The organism is Spiroplasma eriocheiris (assembly GCF_001029265.1).
Taxonomy (GTDB): Bacteria; Bacillota_I; Bacilli_A; order Mycoplasmatales; family Mycoplasmataceae; genus Spiroplasma; species Spiroplasma eriocheiris.
This window is the reverse complement of sequence record NZ_CP011856.1, coordinates 605,403-627,142: the sequence shown is the minus strand read 5'-3', so window position 1 is coordinate 627,142 and position 21,740 is coordinate 605,403. Positions and strand designations below refer to the sequence as shown.

At 28.7% G+C, this 21,740-nt stretch carries 17 protein-coding genes; 6 read left to right on the top strand and 11 right to left on the bottom strand.

The annotated features are described in order from the left end of the window. Window positions 1-5: 5 nt before the first annotated feature. Window positions 6-2,036: a hypothetical protein gene (locus SERIO_RS02865; protein ID WP_047791393.1), complete on the bottom strand. Its 2,031-nt coding sequence runs from the start codon at window positions 2,034-2,036 to the stop codon at window positions 6-8. Window positions 2,037-2,273: 237 nt separating this feature from the next. Further along, window positions 2,274-4,232 (bottom strand): transketolase, encoded by a 1,959-nt coding sequence (gene tkt, locus SERIO_RS02860; protein ID WP_047791392.1) that lies wholly within the window; start codon window positions 4,230-4,232, stop codon window positions 2,274-2,276. A 224-nt stretch (window positions 4,233-4,456) separates the two neighbouring features. Here tkt and SERIO_RS02855 point away from each other — a divergent pair, with 224 nt between their 5' ends. Beyond that, entirely contained in the window at window positions 4,457-4,807 is a 351-nt protein-coding gene (locus tag SERIO_RS02855) for a hypothetical protein (protein ID WP_047791391.1), read from the top strand. A gap of 36 nt (window positions 4,808-4,843) precedes the next feature. On the opposite strand, the gene SERIO_RS02850 is transcribed toward SERIO_RS02855, so the two are convergent. The 3 genes from SERIO_RS02850 to hisS are packed head-to-tail and all read right to left on the bottom strand — an operon-like array spanning window position 4,844 to window position 8,070. After that, window positions 4,844-5,077, bottom strand: a complete 234-nt coding sequence (locus SERIO_RS02850) for a DUF896 domain-containing protein (RefSeq protein WP_047791390.1) — start codon at window positions 5,075-5,077, stop codon at window positions 4,844-4,846. Then, a complete protein-coding gene (aspS, locus tag SERIO_RS02845) occupies window positions 5,067-6,812 on the bottom strand; it encodes an aspartate--tRNA ligase (RefSeq protein ID WP_047791389.1) in 1,746 nt (581 codons plus the stop codon). Before aspS ends, SERIO_RS02850 begins: the two co-directional genes overlap by 11 nt. Window position 6,813: 1 nt before the next feature. After that, complete coding sequence (gene hisS, locus SERIO_RS02840) at window positions 6,814-8,070, bottom strand: histidine--tRNA ligase (RefSeq protein WP_047791388.1); 1,257 nt, start codon at window positions 8,068-8,070, stop codon at window positions 6,814-6,816. A 386-nt stretch (window positions 8,071-8,456) separates the two neighbouring features. On the opposite strand from hisS, the gene SERIO_RS02835 reads away from it, so the two are divergent. Beyond that, entirely contained in the window at window positions 8,457-9,752 is a 1,296-nt protein-coding gene (locus tag SERIO_RS02835; protein ID WP_047791387.1) for a hypothetical protein, read from the top strand. An 80-nt stretch (window positions 9,753-9,832) separates the two neighbouring features. On the opposite strand, the gene SERIO_RS02830 is transcribed toward SERIO_RS02835, so the two are convergent. From SERIO_RS02830 to SERIO_RS02815, 4 genes are all read right to left on the bottom strand, one after another. Continuing rightward, window positions 9,833-10,570: a hypothetical protein gene (locus SERIO_RS02830; protein WP_047792007.1), complete on the bottom strand. Its 738-nt coding sequence runs from the start codon at window positions 10,568-10,570 to the stop codon at window positions 9,833-9,835. A gap of 646 nt (window positions 10,571-11,216) precedes the next feature. Beyond that, entirely contained in the window at window positions 11,217-11,732 is a 516-nt protein-coding gene (locus tag SERIO_RS02825) for a hypothetical protein (protein ID WP_047791386.1), read from the bottom strand. Between the two features lie 234 nt (window positions 11,733-11,966). Further along, entirely contained in the window at window positions 11,967-14,270 is a 2,304-nt protein-coding gene (locus SERIO_RS02820; RefSeq protein WP_047791385.1) for a lipoprotein, read from the bottom strand. 70 nt (window positions 14,271-14,340) lie between these two features. Continuing rightward, window positions 14,341-15,096, bottom strand: coding sequence for a hypothetical protein (locus SERIO_RS02815; RefSeq protein WP_047791384.1), 756 nt, complete (start codon window positions 15,094-15,096; stop codon window positions 14,341-14,343). A gap of 284 nt (window positions 15,097-15,380) precedes the next feature. Between SERIO_RS02815 and SERIO_RS02810 the strand changes: the two genes are divergently transcribed. The 3 genes from SERIO_RS02810 to SERIO_RS02800 all read left to right on the top strand — a co-directional run bounded on the left by SERIO_RS02810 (window position 15,381) and on the right by SERIO_RS02800 (window position 18,489). Further along, window positions 15,381-16,220, top strand: coding sequence for a hypothetical protein (locus SERIO_RS02810; RefSeq protein ID WP_047791383.1), 840 nt, complete (start codon window positions 15,381-15,383; stop codon window positions 16,218-16,220). A 93-nt stretch (window positions 16,221-16,313) separates the two neighbouring features. Continuing rightward, a complete protein-coding gene (locus SERIO_RS02805) occupies window positions 16,314-17,066 on the top strand; it encodes an ABC transporter ATP-binding protein (protein WP_047791382.1) in 753 nt (250 codons plus the stop codon). Beyond that, window positions 17,056-18,489 carry an ABC transporter permease subunit gene (locus SERIO_RS02800; RefSeq protein ID WP_047791381.1) on the top strand — a complete coding sequence of 478 codons (1,434 nt, stop codon included), beginning with the start codon at window positions 17,056-17,058 and terminating at the stop codon, window positions 18,487-18,489. The genes SERIO_RS02805 and SERIO_RS02800 overlap by 11 nt, the downstream gene beginning before the upstream one ends. Before the next feature lie 168 nt (window positions 18,490-18,657). Here SERIO_RS02800 and SERIO_RS02795 read toward each other — a convergent pair whose 3' ends face one another. Then, window positions 18,658-19,305 carry a hypothetical protein gene (locus SERIO_RS02795; RefSeq protein WP_047791380.1) on the bottom strand — a complete coding sequence of 216 codons (648 nt, stop codon included), beginning with the start codon at window positions 19,303-19,305 and terminating at the stop codon, window positions 18,658-18,660. Between the two features lie 230 nt (window positions 19,306-19,535). Then, complete coding sequence (locus SERIO_RS02790) at window positions 19,536-19,919, bottom strand: hypothetical protein (protein ID WP_047791379.1); 384 nt, start codon at window positions 19,917-19,919, stop codon at window positions 19,536-19,538. 300 nt (window positions 19,920-20,219) lie between these two features. Between SERIO_RS02790 and SERIO_RS02785 the strand changes: the two genes are divergently transcribed. Next, window positions 20,220-21,737, top strand: a complete 1,518-nt coding sequence (locus SERIO_RS02785) for a hypothetical protein (RefSeq protein ID WP_047791378.1) — start codon at window positions 20,220-20,222, stop codon at window positions 21,735-21,737. The last annotated feature ends 3 nt before the right edge of the window (window positions 21,738-21,740 follow it).

Sequence of the window (21,740 nt, the reverse complement as noted above, 5' to 3'; positions counted from 1 at the left end):
CTAGTTTATGTTGATTGCATATTTAATAAGATTTTTGCTACTCCTTCATATTGACTTGTATTAATAGTATTAATTGTAATATTTATTTCATGCGGTTTTTTATCAGCTACAAACTGACTGTCAGTAGTAACCATAATGTTTTTATCTTTAAGGACGGCTAATAAATTAGCATTTAAAGGAGTTAACTTATTTAATTGTTCCAGGGCGCTTATTAAAGTAGCCGTATTGGTATCATTCCCATTAACTGGTCCAAATTGAATAAAACTTCCCCCATCACTGGTAATATCAATTTTGCTAGATTTCATCATAATTCATACTCGAGCTTGTCCAGTGTATTGGGGAACTCCTTCGGCTTGAATATCAATCCCAATTTTATGGGCGATCCCATCATGGGGAAAATCAGATAAGGTTGAAACATTAATTCCTGGTTGGTTTAATAGACCTAATAAAATTGGATTAACATTTCCAACGCGTTGCAAGGCATCAATTAATTCATTTGCTTTGACATCTGGTTCGGTAACAACGGGCTGGGACGTTAAGTCTTGACTTAAAGTACCTAAATCAAGCACACTATTTTTAACTTTTACTTTAATTGTTAAAGTACCAACATAATCAACAGTTTTATTAGCATTAATGTTAATATTAAGGTCATAAGTTTTACCATCACGAGGAATTTTTGCTTGCGATGGGGTTAAAACAACATTTGTTTCTTGAACAACATTTTTTAACTCTTGGGGGGCATCAGGTAATAATAAAATTAACTGAATTAAACTTTGGCGTTCTAAATCGTTAACAGTATTTACGGGATCAGTTGTATAATCATCTTTTAATTTACCAATATCAAATTTTTGGTTAATTAAATTAATTTTGGCATTAATTTTTCCTAAGTAGTTAGTGGTATCATTAGCATTAATTGTAAAAGTTACTAAATGTTTTTCCCCATCTTCGGGAATTTGACCACTAATATTTTCAATTTTAATTTGGGGGTCTTGCAGTGCTGTTAATAAATCTTGATTAAGGTTAGAAATTCCTTCTAAAACTTTAATAATACTAATTTGGTTTAAAGTTGTTATTTTGGGCGGCGTTGTATTTGTAAAATCACCACTTAAAAAGGAAATATCAAATTTTTTTGCTTCAATATTCATAGTTACTTTCGTATGACCCTTAAACATTTTGGCGTTATCCGCATTAATATCAATTGTCATTAAATGAGGTTGATGATCATATTGCAGAACATCGTGAGTTGATAAAACTGTTGCTGAATCAGCAATTGCACTTAGTAAATCCGGACTCAACACCGAAATTTGTTGCACAGCAGTTTTTAACTGGCTATTTGTCGTATCATCAATAATAGCTTGATATTGACTATAAGTTCCCCCATCATTTGTAATATCAGTTTTGACAACACTCGTAGTATGAGGTTTATTTAAATAATTAAAAAGTTGTCATCCCCCAACCCCAATTCCGGTAAGAATTAAAATAATAATGAGAAACAAAAGCACTAATTTCCGGTTAATATTGCGCATTACATATATTAATCCCGCCGCTTGTCGAGCTTCCGCATTCGGATCAAAATTCCGAGCATTTAATGGCGGATCAACAACTTCTCCCACCACCCGCTGACGGTGTTCAACAAGGTCAGTTTGTGGGCGAGTTGTTAATGGTTGTTGACGAGCAGTTACTAACGGTAAGTTTGAAGTTGCAATTTGTTCTTTAATGGTATTTAAATTAGCACTTTGTTTAATAGTAGCTAAGGATAAATAAACCGTATGATTTTTAATGTTTGGTTTAAGCTGACTATTATTGAATAAATTTTTTTTATAAAATAACCCAAAATATTTTTTTTCACAATGAAAAATAACAAAGGGTTTAATTTCATAATCACTTTGCCCACTATTATCTTCCTCAATGTGCACATTTAAAAATTGTAATTGTTTTAATAGCATCGGTTTTTTTTGTTTAATTTTTTGAAATAATTCTTGTAAATTACTTTGACAATTTTTACACAGTTGATTTAAGTTATTATTCGATATCATTTCATTTGATCCCTTCTGGTAAATTAAATAAAATAAAAGTTAGAGAATAAAACAAAAAGTACCCAACAATTTACACTTGTTAGGTACTTTAAGTACTCTGTTAACTATTTATTTACACTTTTAGTATATCATAAAATAATTTTGATATATTTACCGGACGAATGGCATCCTTGCTATTTTTAAACATTTTTTTTGTTAAAAAATAAATAAAATCTGGGCTAAACCCAGATTCTAATCTTATTTTCCTAATTTTTTAATAATTTTATTACTAATATGTTCAACATTAAAGTTAAAGTATTCTAGCACAGAATGGAAGTTTCCAGATTGACCAAAAGTATCAATGCCAATATTAATTCCTGCGTTACCAGTATATCTTTCTCATCCAAAAGTTGTTCCTAATTCTAATGAAACTTTTAAAGCATTTTTTTCTAATAAGGATGTTTGATAATCTGTTGGTTGTTTAGCAAATAATTCTCAACAAGGCATTGAAATAACTTTGGCCGAAATGTTTTTTTCGGCTAATTTTTTTGCTACATTAATTGCTAAACTAACTTCGCTACCCGTAGCCAGGATATTGACATCATTATTATGATCAGCCCCAAAAACCTTGTAGGCTCCCTTGCGAACATCTTGGACAGTAGTTGTTTCTAACTCTGGTAAATCTTGACGAGTAATTAAAATTGCACTTGGTGTGTGTTTTTGTTGTAATGCTTCTAAATAACTTCCTAGGGTTTCTTTAAAATCACAAGGACGGAAAACATTTAAGTTTGGCTGACTGCGAAGCATTGCTAATTGTTCAATTGGTTGGTGGGTTGGTCCATCTTCACCAACCGCAATTGAATCATGGGATAACACATACACCACTGGAATTTCCATTAATGAACTTAACCGAATTGCTGGTTTCATATAATCGGCAAAGACAAAGAAACCACCAGCAAATGGTAAAATCCCTCCATGAGTATAGATTCCATTATTAATAGCTCCCATGGCAAATTCGCGAACCCCATAGGCAATGTTTCTTCCTAACCGATTATCAAATTGGTAATTACCATTAGCACCTTTTGCTTTAGTACTTCCAGTTAAATCTGCACTTCCCCCCATTCAATTTGGTAGTAATTCAGAAATGCGATCAACAATTTTACCACTGCTAACACGAGTTGCTTGGGATTTACTTGGAGCTAAATCTAAAAAGTCTTCTGCTTTAATTGCAAAATTACCGTGGATAGCACGTTCTAATTCTTTTCCGAGATCGGGATACTCTTGCAAGTATTTTTCATAAAGAGCAATTCAACGGTCATATTCTTTAATTCCCCGTTCTTTAACATTGGTTTCAAAGTCTTCATAAACTTCTCCCGGAACAAAAAAATCTTTTTCCGTTCATGCTAATACTTTTTTAACTGTTTCAATATCAGTTCCTAATGGTGAACCATGCACAGCGGGCGTTCCTTGTTTAGTTGCCCCAAAGCCAATCACCGTTTTAACTTCAATTAAAGTTGGCTTATCACTTGTTTTTGCTTGTTCAATGGCCTTATTAATTGCCACTGTGTCATTTCCATCTTTAACTAGTAGATAGTTTCACTGCGCTGCTTTAAAACGATCAGCAATATTCTCGCTTTGAGCAACACTAACCATATTATCTAATTGAACATCATTTGAATCAAATAAGACAATTAATTTATTTAATTTTCAATGACCAGCTAGGGAAATTGCTTCTTGGGCAACCCCTTCTTGTAAATCACCATCGCCACAAATCACATAAGTATAATGGTCAAATAAATTATAATTAGGTTTATTATAGCGCGCACTTAAGTGAGTTTCCGCCACTGCTTGACCAACCGCCATCGCAATCCCTTGCCCTAGTGGTCCAGTTGTAACATCAACCCCGGGGGTTAAGTATGATTCAGGGTGACCAGGAGTAATTGATCCTAACTGGCGGAAATTTTTTAAATCATCAATTGTAATATTAAATCCTGATAAATGTAATAATGAATATAGCAAGGCGCTCCCATGTCCAGCTGACAAAATAAAACGATCACGATTAATTCATTTATCAACTTCGGGGTTAACTCTTAAATGTTTAGTAAATAAAGTATAGGCCATTGGTGCAGCACCTAAAACAATCCCAGGATGACCCGAGTTTGCTTTGTTAACTGCTTCAATCCCTAACATTCTCACAGTATTAATTGATTTGTTCATCTATATTGTTCCTCCTCATCAAATATCTAGCGAACTTTATACTTATATTTTACATTTTTTTCATAATTTACAAGCAAAAATCAAGAAAATCTTAATTTTTCTTTACAATTTTAACTAACCATTAATTATTAATTTTGTAAAAATAACCCAAAAATATTAAAATAAATTACAAGAAAAACTCGTTTTTTTTTTTTTTTGTATAATTAAAAATGGAGGAATATATAATGGAAGAAAATTATGCGAATAACTTATCAATTAAACGGGAACCACTGCAACTAAATCCGCAACCAGCACAAAAATTATGGGTAGCTTTTAGTTTTTTAGTTATTATTTGTATCTTGGGAGGAATTTTCACATGTTTCATTGGCTTTGCATGGTGAATCCCAATAACAGTATCTGTTAAAAGAAAAATCAAAAGTAACCGCCCAACAAATGGTGAAGGAGTTGCAGTATTAATTTTATCAATTTTTACAGTCTTTATTATTTTTATGCCCTTTGGGATTATGAGTGGGGTATGGCTAATGAATAACGACCACTACCAACAAAGAGAAAACAATTGACAATTATCAAACTAAAAAAGATGATAAATTTTATCATCTTTTTTTAATAATTTAATTTTTTGATTTTGATGGTTTAATTTTTTTTAATTTCTCCGGAGTAACATCTTCGCCTTTTTCATTAACTACCTTAATGGTTTTTAATTCATTTAAAAAATTTTTACGAAATTCTTCTAAGTATTGTTGGCGAAGTTGATGTTGTAATTGTTTTTCATCGTCAGTTAAGGTCCCCTCTTTTTGCTTCTTAGCTAGTTCATTAATCTTTTTTAATAAATCATTAATGTTCATCAACTAATTTAATTCCTAATTCAGTTAATTGTTCTGTTGTTACCGTACTTGGTGAACTAGTCATCGGGTCAACCCCTGAAGCATTTTTAGGAAAGGCAATTACATCCCGAATTGATTCACTATTTGTTAATAACATTGCAATGCGATCTAATCCTAAGGCAATTCCCCCGTGAGGAGGAACCCCATAGTTAAATGCATTTAAAAACCAACCAAATTTTCCGGCAATTTCAGTCGGTGTTAATTGCAATGATTTAAACATGCGTTCTTGGACATTATTATCATGAATCCGAATACTCCCCCCCCCAATTTCATAACCATTTAAAACAATATCATAAGCATCAGCGCGGGCGGTTGCTTGTTCTTTATCAAAATTATTAATAAACTCTTTGGTTGGTGAAGTAAATGGATGATGCGCTGCCGTATAAGAGTTTGTTTCATCTGATCATTCATAAAGCGGTCAGTTAACAATTCATAAGAAGTTAAAATGATGTGGGTCCGCTAAATTATACCATTTTGCTAACATTACCCGGACGGCACCTAAAGCCTGACAAGTTGATAGATATTCACCACTAACTAAGAAAAATGTTCCTTGGGAATGGTTCGCCATTTTTAAGAGATCTTCTTGCTCAGTGCTACTTAAAAATTTGGCAAGGGAACCTTCTCATTCTGAATTTAAATTATAACGAACCCATGCTAAGCCCTTCGCTTTATTTTGCTGAGCAATTCTAGTTAATTCTTCAATTTCTTTTTTACTAACTTGATGCGGAATGAAAATTGCTTTAATGGTTCCCTTGTTTTGTAAGACATCTTGGAAAATTTTAAAAGTACTATTTTGAAAAACTTCATTCATAGAATGCAATTTTAAATCATAACGAGTGTCAGGCTTATCACTTCCATATACATCAATCGCCATGTCATATTCCATCCGAATAAATGGTGTTGTAATGTCACATTGAATGGTTTCATGCATTACTTTTTTTAGTAATCCTTCAATTAAAGTAATAATGTCTTCTTTTTCAATAAAACTCATTTCTAAATCTAACTGGGTAAATTCTGGTTGGCGATCACTTCGTAGATCTTCATCCCGAAAACATTTTGCAATTTGAAAATATTTATCAAAACCACTTAACATTAATAATTGTTTGAACAATTGGGGTGACTGGGGTAAGGCATAAAAATTATGTTTATTTTGACGAGAAGGTACTAAAAAATCACGAGCTCCTTCGGGAGTTGATTTATTTAAAATTGGGGTTTCTACATCAATAAACCCATGGTCTTGTAAATAATTACGAATAGTATGCACTAATTTATTGCGTAAGAAGATTTTTTGTTGCATGACTGGTCTTCGTAAATCTAAATAACGGTAAGTCATACGAACATCTTCTAAAGCATCTGTTTCATCCGCGATAATTAGTGGCGTGGTTTGGGCTTTTGAAAAAATTTCTAACTTATTTGCTTTTATTTCAATATCCCCGGTTGGTAGTTGCGGATTTTTGCTTTTACGCTCAACAACTGTTCCCCGCACAGCAATAACATATTCATTACGTAAACTATGGGCTAGTTCATAATCCGCGTGGGCGGGATCAAAAATAATTTGGCTTATCCCGCTGCGATCACGTAAATCAACAAAAATTAGTCCTCCCATCCGGCGGCTTTTTGCAACTCATCCTGATAAAATAACCTCCTGGTTGATATCTTTTAGTCGTAGTTCTCCACAAGTATGTGTTCTTTTCATGCTACTTTTCCTTTCCTAAGACATTAATAATTTTTTCAAACTTAACTTCTTGTTCTTTCCCCGTTTTTTGATTTTTAATCTTAACAACATTTTTTTTCAATTCTTCATCACCAATAATAATAGCATTATGCGCATTTAACCGTTCAATTGATTTAAATTGAGCTTTGACTCCCCGTTCTAAATAATCAGTGTCCACTTTAAAGCCACTTGTTCGCAACATTAACATCAATGAACTGGCAAAATAACGTGCGTGGTCTGATAAACAAATAATGTAAGCATCTAAATAATCTTCTTCACTAATTTTAAGATTATTATTTTTTAATGCTAATAATAATCGCTCTAATCCCATCGCAAAACCAACTGCTGGGTAATCTAAACTATTATCTAACTCATGAATTAAATTATCATAACGCCCGCCACCAATTAAAGTTAAGTCTTTTGCATGATCATCACTAAAATTAATTTCAAATACTAACGCTGTATAGTAATCTAACCCGCGCACTAATTTATGGTCTAATTCAAAACTAACTTCTAATTTAGTTAACACTTTTTGAATATTATCAAAATATTTTGCTTCTTGGTCAGTTAAATACTCGTAAATTTTTGGTGCTTTATCAAACTTAGCATTATCAATTTTGCAATCTAATACCCGTAAAGGATTCTTTTTAATTCGCATTTGACAGTCGGCACATAAATCCTGACCACTTAAAAATTCTTTTAAATCATTAATGTATTTTTCCTTGCTAGCACCTGTTGTTAAACAATTTAATTTTAAAGTTAAGTTATTCAACCCGACTGCTTTTAAAATATTATAAGCTAATAAAATTGTTTCAACATCTAATAAGTATGTTTTTGCCCCGACAACTTCCACTCCAAATTGATTAAATTGGCGAAGTCGTCCGTGTTGGGGGCGCTCATAACGAAACATACTACCAATATAAAATAATTTTAAGGGCATTTCATATTTACCATATAATTTGTTTTCAATAATACTACGAATTGTAGGAACTGTTCCTTCTGGACGTAACACAAATTCCCGTTCTTTTTTATCTAATAACTCAAACATTTCCTTGCTAACAATATCAGTTTCTTCTCCGACTGTGCGGGTAAATAAATCTTTCCCTTCAAAAATAGGTGTTCTAATTTCATGATAATTATACTGGGTCACAATACTTCGTAAAACTAATTCTAAAGCACTCAACTCTTTGGCTGATTCATAATATAAATCTTCAGTTCCCCGTGGTTTTTGAATTAACATTTTTTTCCTTCTTTCTTTTACATTTAAAAAACTAAAAGATGCGTTAGGAACGAATTATTAAACTCGCGGTGCCATCCTAATTCATAACTTTTAGTTTATGCGCTCTTGTTAATATTTTATTGTGGAAAATAAATTTGTCAAATAATAACAATTATTAATAGTTTGCACCAACCACTATCTCTCTAAAAATCAATTAGTTATTACCATTTATTTATTTTTATAAGTAAATTATACCGAAAAAATGTAAAATATTAAGAAAAATAACTTTAAATAATAATAATGTTTAAAAAAGAGTAAGTCCTTAACCCCCGGTTATTTTCTAATCAGAGTAAAATAAAAGTGACCAGACAGGTAACCATTATATAGACCAAAGGAGGCTGATAATTATGCCACGCCAACAAATAGATGAAAGAACACCATTAATTGAAAGTTCGCAAGTATTACCTTTAATTAATTGAAAAGAAATTAAAAAACATTCTAAAAATATTCTCGCGAGTTTTAAATATCCAACTTATAATATGTTTTGTGCATATGTAAAAACTCTCTTATGAATTTCTGCCACTGCTACTGCTAAAAAATTTCATTACCGAATAGTTCCTGAGAACACTCTTAAATTAAGAGGGGCAGAATTATTAAGTAATTTAATTAACCCCGCTGTGAATGATTATTTAATTCGGGATGAAAATCTCCAAGAAACAGCTAATGCCAACACTTCGGAAAAATTAATTTCCGATGCTAGTAAACAATGAATTAATTCAGTCATGACTGTATTATGATTAACAAATATTTTCTTTGATATGTGACAAACATATTATTGTTATGAAGATCCGGACCAATCAACTTATCAAATATTAACCGGTCCCTATTCAATATGATTTACAGCAGCAAGTGTTTGTGATGTTATAAGTTGTTCATTAGAATGATGGCGAGTTAAAGAAAGTAAAATGTTAAATAATACCTGAGCAAAATGATTAATTACACCAATTAAAACTCTTGCCAATTGAGGAGGACCTGGTTTTGCATCATGGGCTTGAGGAAAAGTAACCTATAAATTTTGAATGAAACCAGAAAAAGATTTAAATAATTTAATGGAATTACTATTCTCATCGATTCCCGCGGCAAGTGGAGCTTATCTAGCAGTAGCAAATGATATTATTTGACCAACTATAAAATTCTCAATTAATGCTTATTATTATAATGTAAGTCAACAACCCCAAAGTATTGAAAATTGTGCTATTAATAATTCAGATGATAATACTGATGGGTTAATTACAGTAACTGTTCATACAGAGCCCGAAACTAGTTACGAAGATAATGAAATAAATATTAATATTGAAAGCACTGATTCTCAATTAAATTCGGAAACATCCTCTTATTTATCTCAATTAATTTTTGAATCAATTATGGAATGTTCCGATTCTTCTGATGAGGAAAAAGCAAAAAGTTGTCCTAATATTCCTACGAGTGGGCAACACAAGATTAATAGTAGAAGAGAAGCAACCAAAAGGAAACTACATAAATTGGCAAAAGAAAAAGACAACTTGAAATCTAGATCTCTAGAATCATTATATATGTCAAGCAATTCTTTACCAGCATATCCAGCATATCGAACAAAATCTTTATCAGGAGGAGCCTCACTTGAAATTATTTATTTTTCGGATAATGAAGAATTAAAAAGATAAAACCAGCAATCATTATATTTAAATAATTTAATTAAATAAAAAATATTTAACAATCTTCATCAATGTTAAATATTTTTTTCTTATTTATCAGTTTTATAATACTTATTTCAAGAAGAAGTTGTTTCTTCTTGATTAATGGTTCCTAACGATGGACGTTTAGATTGTTCAAGATCTGCTTCGGGAGTTTCATCATCACTATTAGTTGTTAAGAAATCATTATCTGGTTTTTTCCGATTTTGTAATGATTCAATTTGCATTCTAATTCTTGACATTGATAATTTGCGATCTTTAAACTCAACAATTCATTGGATTGGTAAGGAACTAGTTTTAAATTTATCAGTTTCGCGAATTAACATTAATAACATGTTAATAAATTTTCCAAAGCCTTCTTCCCCTTTTCATTGTCCTAATTCTAATGCATTATAGGTTAAATCACCATCAACAATATCAAAGTTTGAATAATGGGCTTCCGTAATTTTTTCGGCTCATTCATCTTCGGAAATTAAATAAAAATTAGTTGATAAACTACAATTAAAAATGTGTAAATCATTTTTAAAAATTGAAAAGTTAAATTTGTCAACAACAATTGCACTAATACTAATTCTTAAATCTGATAAATCTGCTACAGTTTCCATTCAACGGAAAATCCCTTGAATATAACGTAAAATAAATTTTAATTTCCCTGATGAATAAATAATTGTTTTTCAACTTTCATAGTCAAATTGATATTCCGCATCATTCCGAACTTCTCGAATATTATCATCTGGTACCAAATCAATAAATTCTTGAACTGTTAAAGTAATCATATCTTTTTTCATATCTATAAGCCCCCCATTAGCCGCAATATTTCCATTTTTTGTCATCACATACTGGTCTGCAATATGAATATATTATATCATAAATTAGGCTACTCTCACAATGACTATTGGTTGTTAATTAGGAATATAAAAAATAAGCTATTTAATTAAAAATAACTTAATCGAAAATTTATTTATTTCATTTTTTTGAATGATTAACTAGTTTAGTAAAACCAATTTTATCAAAGATCTTATAAAAGAAATCCCACGCTGTTTTTCGTGAACTACGATATTTATAATTGAAGGTATTAGTAGTTGCTAATGCTAAATTATCTTTGTTATTATTATTTAACTCTTGTAAAAATTTTGTTTTACTAAAGCGCTCTGATGCTGGTGCTGGTTTAGTAGTTTTATTTTCTCTATCAGCAAGAACTAGTTTTGTTTTTAACGTAGGTTGGTCTTTTGCTGGGCGATCATCTGGTGTGGGAATTTCAGCTAAAAAACTTGGTCGTTTCGCCGGATCAACAATAATAGTACTACTATATGTACGTCGAGGCGCATAACGTGATGCGCTTGTTGTTGGACGCGGTTCTTTGGCAACCTTGCTAACTGGTTGCTCATCGTTAGTTTCAAAAGTCGGAGAACTTTCCGGTGGTTTTTTTACTGATTAGGAATCTTGCATTACATAAATTCCCTTTTGAGAATCATAAGTAATCGTTGGTTTTTCCATCTTAGCATTTAAATCATGAATATCAATAACATCTTGCTTATTAAGATTTTTACTCGGTGATTTTTTCAGTGCTAATTTTTCTAAATTTTTGTTGGCAAAGCGATCATAAGTAATCTTTTTCCCCGGATTTAAGCGTGGATTAATTTTTGTAACTTTTTGATTCTCATCTAATTTTCGTTTTGTTTCGGCAAAAATATTATCATATTTTGCTAACCTAAGATTATATATGCCACCTTTTGCGGCTTTTTCTCGTTTTTTGCGAGCTTCCAATGCATTCTGCTCACGGCGCAAATAATATTGCTCAATCATTTTATTGGCTGGTTTCACTTTGCCACCATTATTATGTCTTAATAATTTTTCAACAGTAAAAGAATTAACCCTTTTGTCTAATAATTTAACACGATTTTTAATTGTTGAATCTGTTTTAATGTTATCTTTAACACTAACTGCCATGTTTTTTCACCCCATTTAATTAAATCAAAAATCATAAATAATTAATATTGCTATTCATCATTTATAAACATCAAGGTCGCTGTTTTATCCTCTGGTTGGTAATCCAATTTGATAATTACTTATTGTAATTATAATTATACTATAATTTAATAAATTATTTTAAAAAAATAATTTTTGATTCTAAAAAATAAAATTAAAAGAAACCATTTGGTTTCTTTCTTAATAAAAATTATTTTAATAGTAACGTTTATTATTATAATATCAAGCAAAATCACACATTTTAAAGGCTTTTACATTTATATCATCTTTTTGGATAAGTCTTTCCAACATTCTTGCTTCATCATCAAACTCAACAACATAACTATATTTGACTTGGTCACTATCTTTTAAGTATTCATTTCCCAAGCCATCATAAGCCTCTCAATCAGCTTTATTTCAACTATCATCAGGAGCCATATTTGGTACATCTAAGCGATCTTTAGGATGGTTTTTATCTCAATTAGCAGCTCTTCCTGTCACCGAATTGGTATAACGAAGTGGTTCTTGATGATGATTTAAATCAGTGGAACGATCTTTTGAACCATAGTAATCTAATTGATAGCGAACCCCAACTAATTGTCCGTTTTTAATTACTCTTCCTAAAGTACTACCATCTATTCCTTTTCCTGCGGCAGTAATATTTCAATTTTTATTTAAAAAAATATTATCAAATCAATCATCGCCCATTGCTTGATCGATGTTATTAATTAGTTTTCCTAAATAGCCTCCTTTTGAAGAAATTGTATTATTAATAAATTCATGTAAAGCATCAGCATCTGAATTTGAATTAGTATCAAATGAACCATGGGCCCATGTTGATAATAAATCAAAGAAAGAATTTTTTTTATAAGAGGTATTATTTGATTCTAAACCATATTCTCGTAAAATTAGTTCCCCATATTTGCTAGTAGGGCTAACAAAACTAAGTTTTTTTTGATAACCATCTAACTGATTATCTGCATTATAAACTTTTTCAATATGGCTAACATTGGCCTCATTAGGGATAAAATCTTCACCGGTATCCTGATATATTCAATTTGCTAAACTTCCAAATCCGCGTAATAAGTCATAGATATCAAAATCAGAATATTTTAACATTTCAACAACAGTCCGCAATAAAGTTGTAGCTTCATCTGACATATTATTAATAATTTCTTTATAAAGCGGATCATTTAATAAACTATTCGTTTCTTCCAACATTGCATTAGTAATAATATTATTAAAACTTTTTTTATTAACAGGTTTCCCAGCTAATTCTTCTGCGGCTAATGCTTTTTTAAATCAAGAGTCTAAAATAGCATACCAACGTAAAAATAAATTATCATGTCCCGGGTGAGTAACATCTAAATACTGCTTTGAAGGGTTGGTAAAATATTTCATTACCTTAATTTTTGATAAGATATCATATAAACTAAATTCTCCGCTTGTTGTGCCATCTTTAAATTTTACTTTAGTTTCCATCAAAGTTTTTTCACTAAAAACTTTTAGTAATGGTGAATTCGGTTTTGGTTTTCCAGTTTTATATTCAAACCAATGACTTTTTGCTTGTAACGTCATAATTGCTAACGGAATTGCTAATAAAAATCCGAAAGCCTCTTCATTTTCAAAATCTGTATTTGCAAAAGGCATAATTTGGGTTAAAGCATACAAAGTAGGCATTTCAAAACCTCTACCAAAATTAGTTAACCCATTGATTGCTAAATTAAAATACTTGGTACCAAATAAATTGTATAATGCTGAAGATTGACGAGCAATTTTATTTCCAAATTTAATTGTTTCTTTATGATCTTTATCAACATAACTTAAGTATTGTTCATTAGGTTGTGAAGATAAAGAATTATAAATTAATAAATTTGAAATTCCTGGATTTGTTTTATCACTATAATAGTTATATCAACCCTGGCGAGCTTGAATGTAGTCATTAACTCCTTGTGAATATTGTGATAAAGTATTAGCTAACGCACCTGTATCATATTGTGCTCACGAAGTATTCGGATTTAATTCAAAATCTTCCATACTAATTTGGTGCTTATTTCATTTATCAAAGTTTTGAGTTTCCACCATAGAATTCATAATTGTGTATTTATTATTATTTTTATTAAAATCATAATAATGATCAACATCCGAGTTTGATTTAGCAGTTTGAGGATTAACTTCTAAATTATTTAATTTTTGATAACCCTCAATATAATCTCTAACTTTTACACTTTCACCACTTTTTGTTGCAAAAGTACCTGCCAAATTATTAGCCATGTTATTCAAAAAATATTGCAAAGTTGGATACGCATAAGTATTCATATTTTCATGGCGAGCAGCAATTAAAATTTTAGCAATACTACTTGTATATTTAACTTGGTTTCTAACAACCGGATCAATATTATTAATTTCAGTATCAAAATATTTACTATCAGTTATGGGTTTACTATGACAAGCAACTAAACTAACAGTTGAAGTTGCTATTAAACTTGTTGTTCCTAAAATAGAAAGTAATTTTTTCATTTTTAATATTCTCCCTTTTCTTTAAAAATAATTAATTATTAATGCACATCTTACCAACTAATAATGAAAATTAATTATTTTTAACCTGGCGATAACCATTAATAACAATTGGTTTTTTAAATAAAAAATTAGTTAGTAAAAAAGACCGAAACAAAGTTTTCTCAATAATTATTAAGTGTTTTAATTGGTTAATAATTTGACTATTATTTTTTCATTTATAAATAAACCACAATAAAATATTAATAATTACTTGGTTAATTACTAAAATTGTTAAAATTTCAGTAATCATTTTTTTTAATTGTAATTTTTGATTAAACTGCATAATTAAAAAAATACTACAGGACGCTAAAAAATATCAAACTAATCAATGCAAATAGTTAGTAATTCTTTTTAATAAGATGTTATGTTCAAATTTAAAAGTTAATAAAGTTAGCCCAAAAGTTAGGAACAATAAAGCAGCAATTAATATTAATCATCCGTAATGAATAAGATTATAAAATTTAAAAATAAAAGCGAAAATACTAAGAGAAAAGAATATTAAAAAAAATCGGGAAATTTCATATATGATCTTACTATTAGCATTTATAATTGTAAACATAATGAAAAAAAATAATAAACTAATATTTAAAAATCAAATTAAATGATGTTTTAGGTACGAAATTAAGTCCAGCACTAAAATATTAAAAATTGCAATAATAACAATACTAATTAATAAAAAAATAAAAACAACACTAATTTTATTCTGTTGGCAATGACTAGCATTATATTTAATTTTGGTAAATAAGAGCGCACTGTGAAAGAACAATAAACCTAAAAAAACAATCAAAAAAATGATGATCTCATAATATCAAAAATTAAAACATTATAAAAATTATTTTGTTCTCCGGTCCAATTAATATTAATCATAAAATTTCTCTCTAATCTTATCTATTAACATTTATCATTTTAATAAAAAAAAAAAAAAAAGCAACAATTATTAAAATAATGTTCCAAAATCGTTTAAAGATAAATAACTATCCTTAAAGAGAAAACTTTTAATTTCATAGTATAATATTTAGAAATAATAGATTATGTTATTATTTATAACAAAGCTTTATGGGAGAACATGAAATGCTATTAAAAGATTTAATGAAAATTAACCGGGGTGTTGTGATTAATCGCTTTGAGCATTTTGCTGTAAAATGTCCAAATTGTGATGGTAAAACCCCTCCAACTTCATATCAAATATGACCAAATCATCAGCGTGACTTTTGTCGAAAGATAGATCCAAACTTATTAATAACCCAACCAGGCGATTTATTAATCTATGCCAAATATCCCTTTACGAGTCTAATTATTAAAAAAGAAAGTGAAATTAATAAATTAGTTCCTTCTAATTATTATCTTCTTCGTAAGTTAAATCCCAATAAAAAAATTAGTATTAGTAATTTACAAAATATTTTAAAAGAAAAATTTATTAACCCCTATGTTAACACAGCAAATGATAATGAAGAATTAAAGAAACTAACAATTAAAATTTTAGACTTATCAGAACTTAATATTACAGATCCGGATTATCTTTCTCTTATTACTGGCCTACATTTTAGTCAAAAAGTTCGAAACATTTTCTGATGATTTTTTTCGACTATTATAATATTATTTATTATTCTAGGTTTGTCACCATTAATTAATTCCTTAAATAATAAACCTTTATTATATACTAATTTAGGAATTAGTATCTTCTTAGGATGTTTTGATGGGGTATTGCTAATTATTTTAATTACCTTCTTAGGGATTGAAAATCATTGGGGAGCAAAAACTAAGTTAAAATTAAAAACAGTTAAAGATCAACCCCACGAGCGGAAAATAAAAAAATTAATATATTATAAAGAATTATATGAACAAAATTTAATAACCCTCGATGAGTATAATTTAGTTAAACAAAAAATTTTAAAACTAAAAAAGAAATAACTTCTTGTAAGTTGTCATTCCTTAAGAATAACAAGGAATAACAACTTTTTTATTGCCAGTTTAATAAAATTAATACGAGGAGGTGCTCATTGTATGAGACAAAATATAATTGAAGTCAGCCATCTGACTAAAAAATTTAAAAAATTTATCGCGGTAAATGATATTTCTTTTACTGTAAAAGCTGGTACTATTCATGGTTTTATTGGACCCAATGGGAGCGGAAAAACCACAACAATTAAAAGTATTATTGGAGCAATTAATCCCACCAGCGGAAAAATTATTATTAATGGCTTTTTAAATACTGACCCCCAAGCAAAAAAATTAATTGGATATATCCCTGAATCAGCGCGGTTTCCCAAAGGCGTTTCACTGGGTACTTATTTAACTTCAATGTCATATTTAAATGGCAATAGTAAAATTACAACGAAAAAATTAATTGCAAAAATATTAACCGCACTAGATTTACAAAAATTTCAAAAAAAATCACCATTGCAGTTTTCGTCCGGAATGCAGAAAAAAGTTTTATTAGCACAAGCATTATTAAATGACCCCCAAATTTTAATTCTTGATGAACCAACTGCTAATTTAGACCCAACCGGCCGTTTAGAAGTTTATGAAGATTTAAAAAAACTACAGCAGTTGGGAAAAACAATTGTTATTTGTACCCATATTCTTTCCGAAATTCAACACTTAGTAGATGAAGTAACAATTTTGAACTTTAGTAAAATCGTTTTTTCAGGACCAACAAACGGTAGTGATCTTAATAAAATTTATACTGAAAATGTGTTAAAGAATACTACTAATCACCAACAGCATTCAGTAGTCGGAGGTATCTATGGAAATTAAATATTATCAACCTAGTAAACAAAAATTAACAGAGAAAAAATGCCGAATCCCCTTTTTCTTTTATACATATAACAAATTAATTAAGTCAATTTCAACAATTGTCTATTATAGTTTAGGAGCCACCGCTAGTATTGCAATTAGTTGTAGTATGATGTTAATGCCAAAATTAACAAACGAAGTTAATACCCTGGGTTTTAGTAACTTCTATGGGATTTGATTTATAGTAAGTACGGGATTAACCTTATTATTTAGTGCATTCAAAACTGTTCAGACATTTCGGGATGAAATTGATGATGGTACCATGTTAATCCTGGTTTCCAAGCCATATTCACGATGACGAATTTTTAGCGAAAAAATGCTAGCATTATATTTAATAACTTTTTATTTTATTATCACAATGACAATTTTACCGCTAATTTTTGGTTTTATTAATTATCAGCTTTATGATCTACCAACTAGTAAATTTGCTTTTTTAAAATGGTTAGCAATGTTTTTAACTACAATAATTATTGCTTTTATTCTAATCGCTATCTTCACTTTTGTAAGTTTCTTTTGATCAGCAAAATCAATCTTAGCAATCGTCGGCATCTTAGTGGCCCTTTTCATTCCGCTATCAATGATGGATATGATTTTACAATCAAGTACTACAGTTGCCACCCAGTTGGTCGCGAATCAAAATATGAACTTGCAATTTAATTATGCGATGTATGAAAAATATTATAAAAATAACACATATATGATGAATATTATTCAGCAAGGTGAACAACAAGGAAATTTTGATAGCTACTATCAAACTGAACTACCAAAATTGTTAGCTGTTTGTGGAACAATAGTTTACAAACCCAATAATGAAATTGATTTTGACAATTCATTATTAACATGTCAAGCTGATTTATCTCCGCTGTATAAAACATTACAAAATTCGCCAGCCCAACTAGATTTTGTAAAGCTAAGTTTTGCTTATGGAAATTCATTTACTTATAAAATTAAAGATACTAACCAAAAAAATAATAGTGCTAGTTTATTAGCAAGTATTATTAATTTGTTAAATAATTATCAACAAGCAATGTTCTTACAAAGTCCATTAAATCAAAATATTTTAAGTGATGAGCAACTAAATACGGCGATGAATCAGTATAACCTAGTTTTGACCATAAATAGTTACTTAAATCCGTTCAAACAATGATCATTATGATACCATGAATTTAGTGGTCTTACTGATAATTTAAATCAAATTCAAGGCTTTCCGAGTTTATTATATAAATTTACTTATCAAAAAAATAGCCATGGTATTTATCAAATTGTGTGAAATAAAACACGACCATTAATTAACTTTACTTTTTCCAATGTTGTTTGAATTTTTATCGGAATTAGCTTTACTTGAGGAAGTTATTTAGTTTTTAAAAAACGAGATATTAAATAAATTAACAATATATAATTTTAAAATTAATTCTATCTTAAATTAAAAATAGTAGATTATTAATGATAAAAAGAACTAGGTTTTCCTAGTTCTTTTAGTTACTTAAATTATTTTCTAATGAAGAAAATAACAAAATAGATTATATAATTTATTTTTATTAATTAGTTCATATTAGTGTTCACGACCTGCTGAATTTTCTAAATTATTAATGCGTTGTTGCATGGATGCAATTTTATGTTGTTGTTGTTTAATCTCTTTCAAACGCATTTCATTTTCTACTTTTTTAGTCATAATTTTATCCATTTCATTTTGATATGACTTAAATAATTCAGCTGTTTTACGTAAAATAAATTCACCAATTGTTTCATGTGGAGATTTTTCTTTTAAATCAATTTCCCCAAGTTTTTTTAATTGCTGTTCAGGTTGCAGTTTAATATACAAAGATAAGACCATATTTTGGTTATTATCTTTAAAATGATCGTCTAATTCTTTGACATATTCGGTTTTTAAATTCTTTGTTTCTTGATCGCGGGGTTCTAAATTAGATGAATTACATTTTTGTAAAAACTCGTCTAAGGTTTTGCTATTAAATTTTATGGAAATAACTTTACCAGTCTGATCTTTTTCTAACGTATATAATGTCGGGATATTAATTGTTGATTCACTACTAGGTATAATAATGTTTTCTAAGGGTGGTTCTTCAAAAGTAACTGGATCATTTTCATCTAAATCCTCAAAAAGTCAGTTGAATGATTCGCCATAATCTTCTTCATCAATAATCTCATCATCTAGTAAATTACTATTTAAATCATTTCCCATTCTGTTTCCTCCTTTCTTTCTAGGCAAATAAAGCAAAAAATACCATCAAATAATTAATTATTTAATGGTATTTTAAATACTCTATATACATTCTAATTTTTGCCTAACATATTTATCATATGCTAGACAATAATATTATACCAAGTTTAAGAATAGTTATTTGCAATTGATATTAACATTCTCAAATAGGAAAGATGTTTAAATAATTAAATTTATTAAAATTAAAAAAATTAGTTTAAATCTTTAGCAATTGTCAATAAATTAATGACCTCCTGAGCTTCGGGGATTGTTAATGTTTCATATTCTTTGTGCATTAATAAATTTTGCAAATAAGAGATATCTAAAAATAGATTTTCCTCTAAACTCTGATTACTCACAGGATGTTTTTCACTTTCTTGTAAATATAATAAAATAATAATCATTGTTGTTTTAAATAATTTATCATTATAACTACCAAAAGTTAATTTTTCATAAAAATTAACAATCCCATCTTTAATTCGGGGATCTTCACGCATTTTAACAATCGTCCCGGATAAAATTATTTCATTAATTAATGCTAACATTTTAAAACCTAACATTTCTTTTGTTAGTTCCACATTATTATTTGTTTCCATGGTTAACTCCTCTTATATTATTAATTGTAAATTAAAATTACCACAAAAGAAAATATTTTATTAAAAAAAAATAAAATTTTAATAATTATAAACTAATTAAATGTATTAAAATAAGTTTATCCTTACAAACTTTAATAAAGAAAACTTATTATAATTAAAGTTGATAAGAAATTATTCAACATATAATTAGATATTTTAAGAGTATATATAATACCTGATTTTATTTTTAACTAATTGTTAAAAATATAATAATCAGGTTTTTATTTAGAAAAACTATACTTATAAAGGAACGGGATTTTTATGAATTTAATAGAAATTAATAATTTTTTTAATCAAAAAATTAATACAATAAAAGAAATGCTTAGCTCACCAAATAAAGAACATAAAAAAGAAATTTGACTCTGACTTTTCAGTCAATTTGCTAATATTATCATCGCCTATACTTATAATCTTATTAATAAAGTACAAAGACTAATCAAAGAAGATCCTAAAATCAACCCTAAGCAATTAATCCATCATTATTTACAAATTATGGAAAAATTACAAGTTTGTTTAGCAACAACTATGGAACAGCCTATTAGCATATTAAGTAATAATAATTTAAAAAAAGACATTAAAGCAAAAAGGAATGAAACTTGAAATAAATTGGAAAAAACTATTAAGGTTATTAAAAGTAATCTTAAACAATATCAGAACCAAAATATAGAAAAAACACCAATAATTCAAACAAATAAATTAACTGATTTGCAAAAAGAAATCTTTAATCACTATCAAAATCTTTTTGTTATTTTTGAGAAATTTTATGAATTTAGTCTGCAACTTGATGAAATAATGATAAAAATTATTTCTAGTTCTGCTTCGTTGGAAGTAAAAAATGATTTACTTATTAGTATTCACCTGCAATTTAAAAATTATTTTAAAAATATAAATAATCTTCCTCCTTCCGAATATATAGTATCTAAGTTCATTAACACTATTTTCTGAAAACGTTATGCCAAAACATTGAGTTCTTTTAATTTTAATAACCAGTTTCAAAGAGCATATACAAATAAAGACACTATTAATAAAATATATTTATTTAAAACATATCGCGGCCATTTAATTGACCATGTTGATGATTTTATGAAAACGATCAATTGTAAGCATTTAAAATTTTTTGAAGATTGAACAAATATTTTTATTAATTATGTGAATTTTAATGCCGAAGCGTACTATAATCCTAATTTTTTAATTCCAATTCAAGCATTTATTAATTCAAATGATGAAAAACCAATGCTTTATTACTGGTTTGCAACAAATAATTTTCTTATTGGAATTAATCAAATTTGTGAATTATTAAAAAATAAATTAAACCATGAAATTACAGTTTCCGTTTATACTGATGATTTAATGCAAATTTTTCAAAATAATCAATTAATAACAAAAAATCCTCAAAGTTTTGATATCTTTCTAAAAAATGAAAAATTAAATGCGCTTTTAAAAACACAATTGCCAACCACATATCAAACTTTAAATGATTTAAAAGATATTTTATGTTACCATCCACACTTACGACCTTATGAGCAACTAAATTTTGCTTCTGTTTACAAATATTTAGAAATAAAAATTCTCAAAGAAGTGCTCGCAAATAGTAACATTGACACAAACTTGACTAACGAATTACAACAAGTCCTAGCGATTGATGAAGTGCAAGCAAGAATACAAAATAATAAACGGAATATAAATAGTAAGAAACAAGAAAACTTTAATAAGAAAATTAAACTAGAAAATACAATTGATCAGCCCCAACCTGGTCCATCGAACTCACGTAGTGATTAGCTT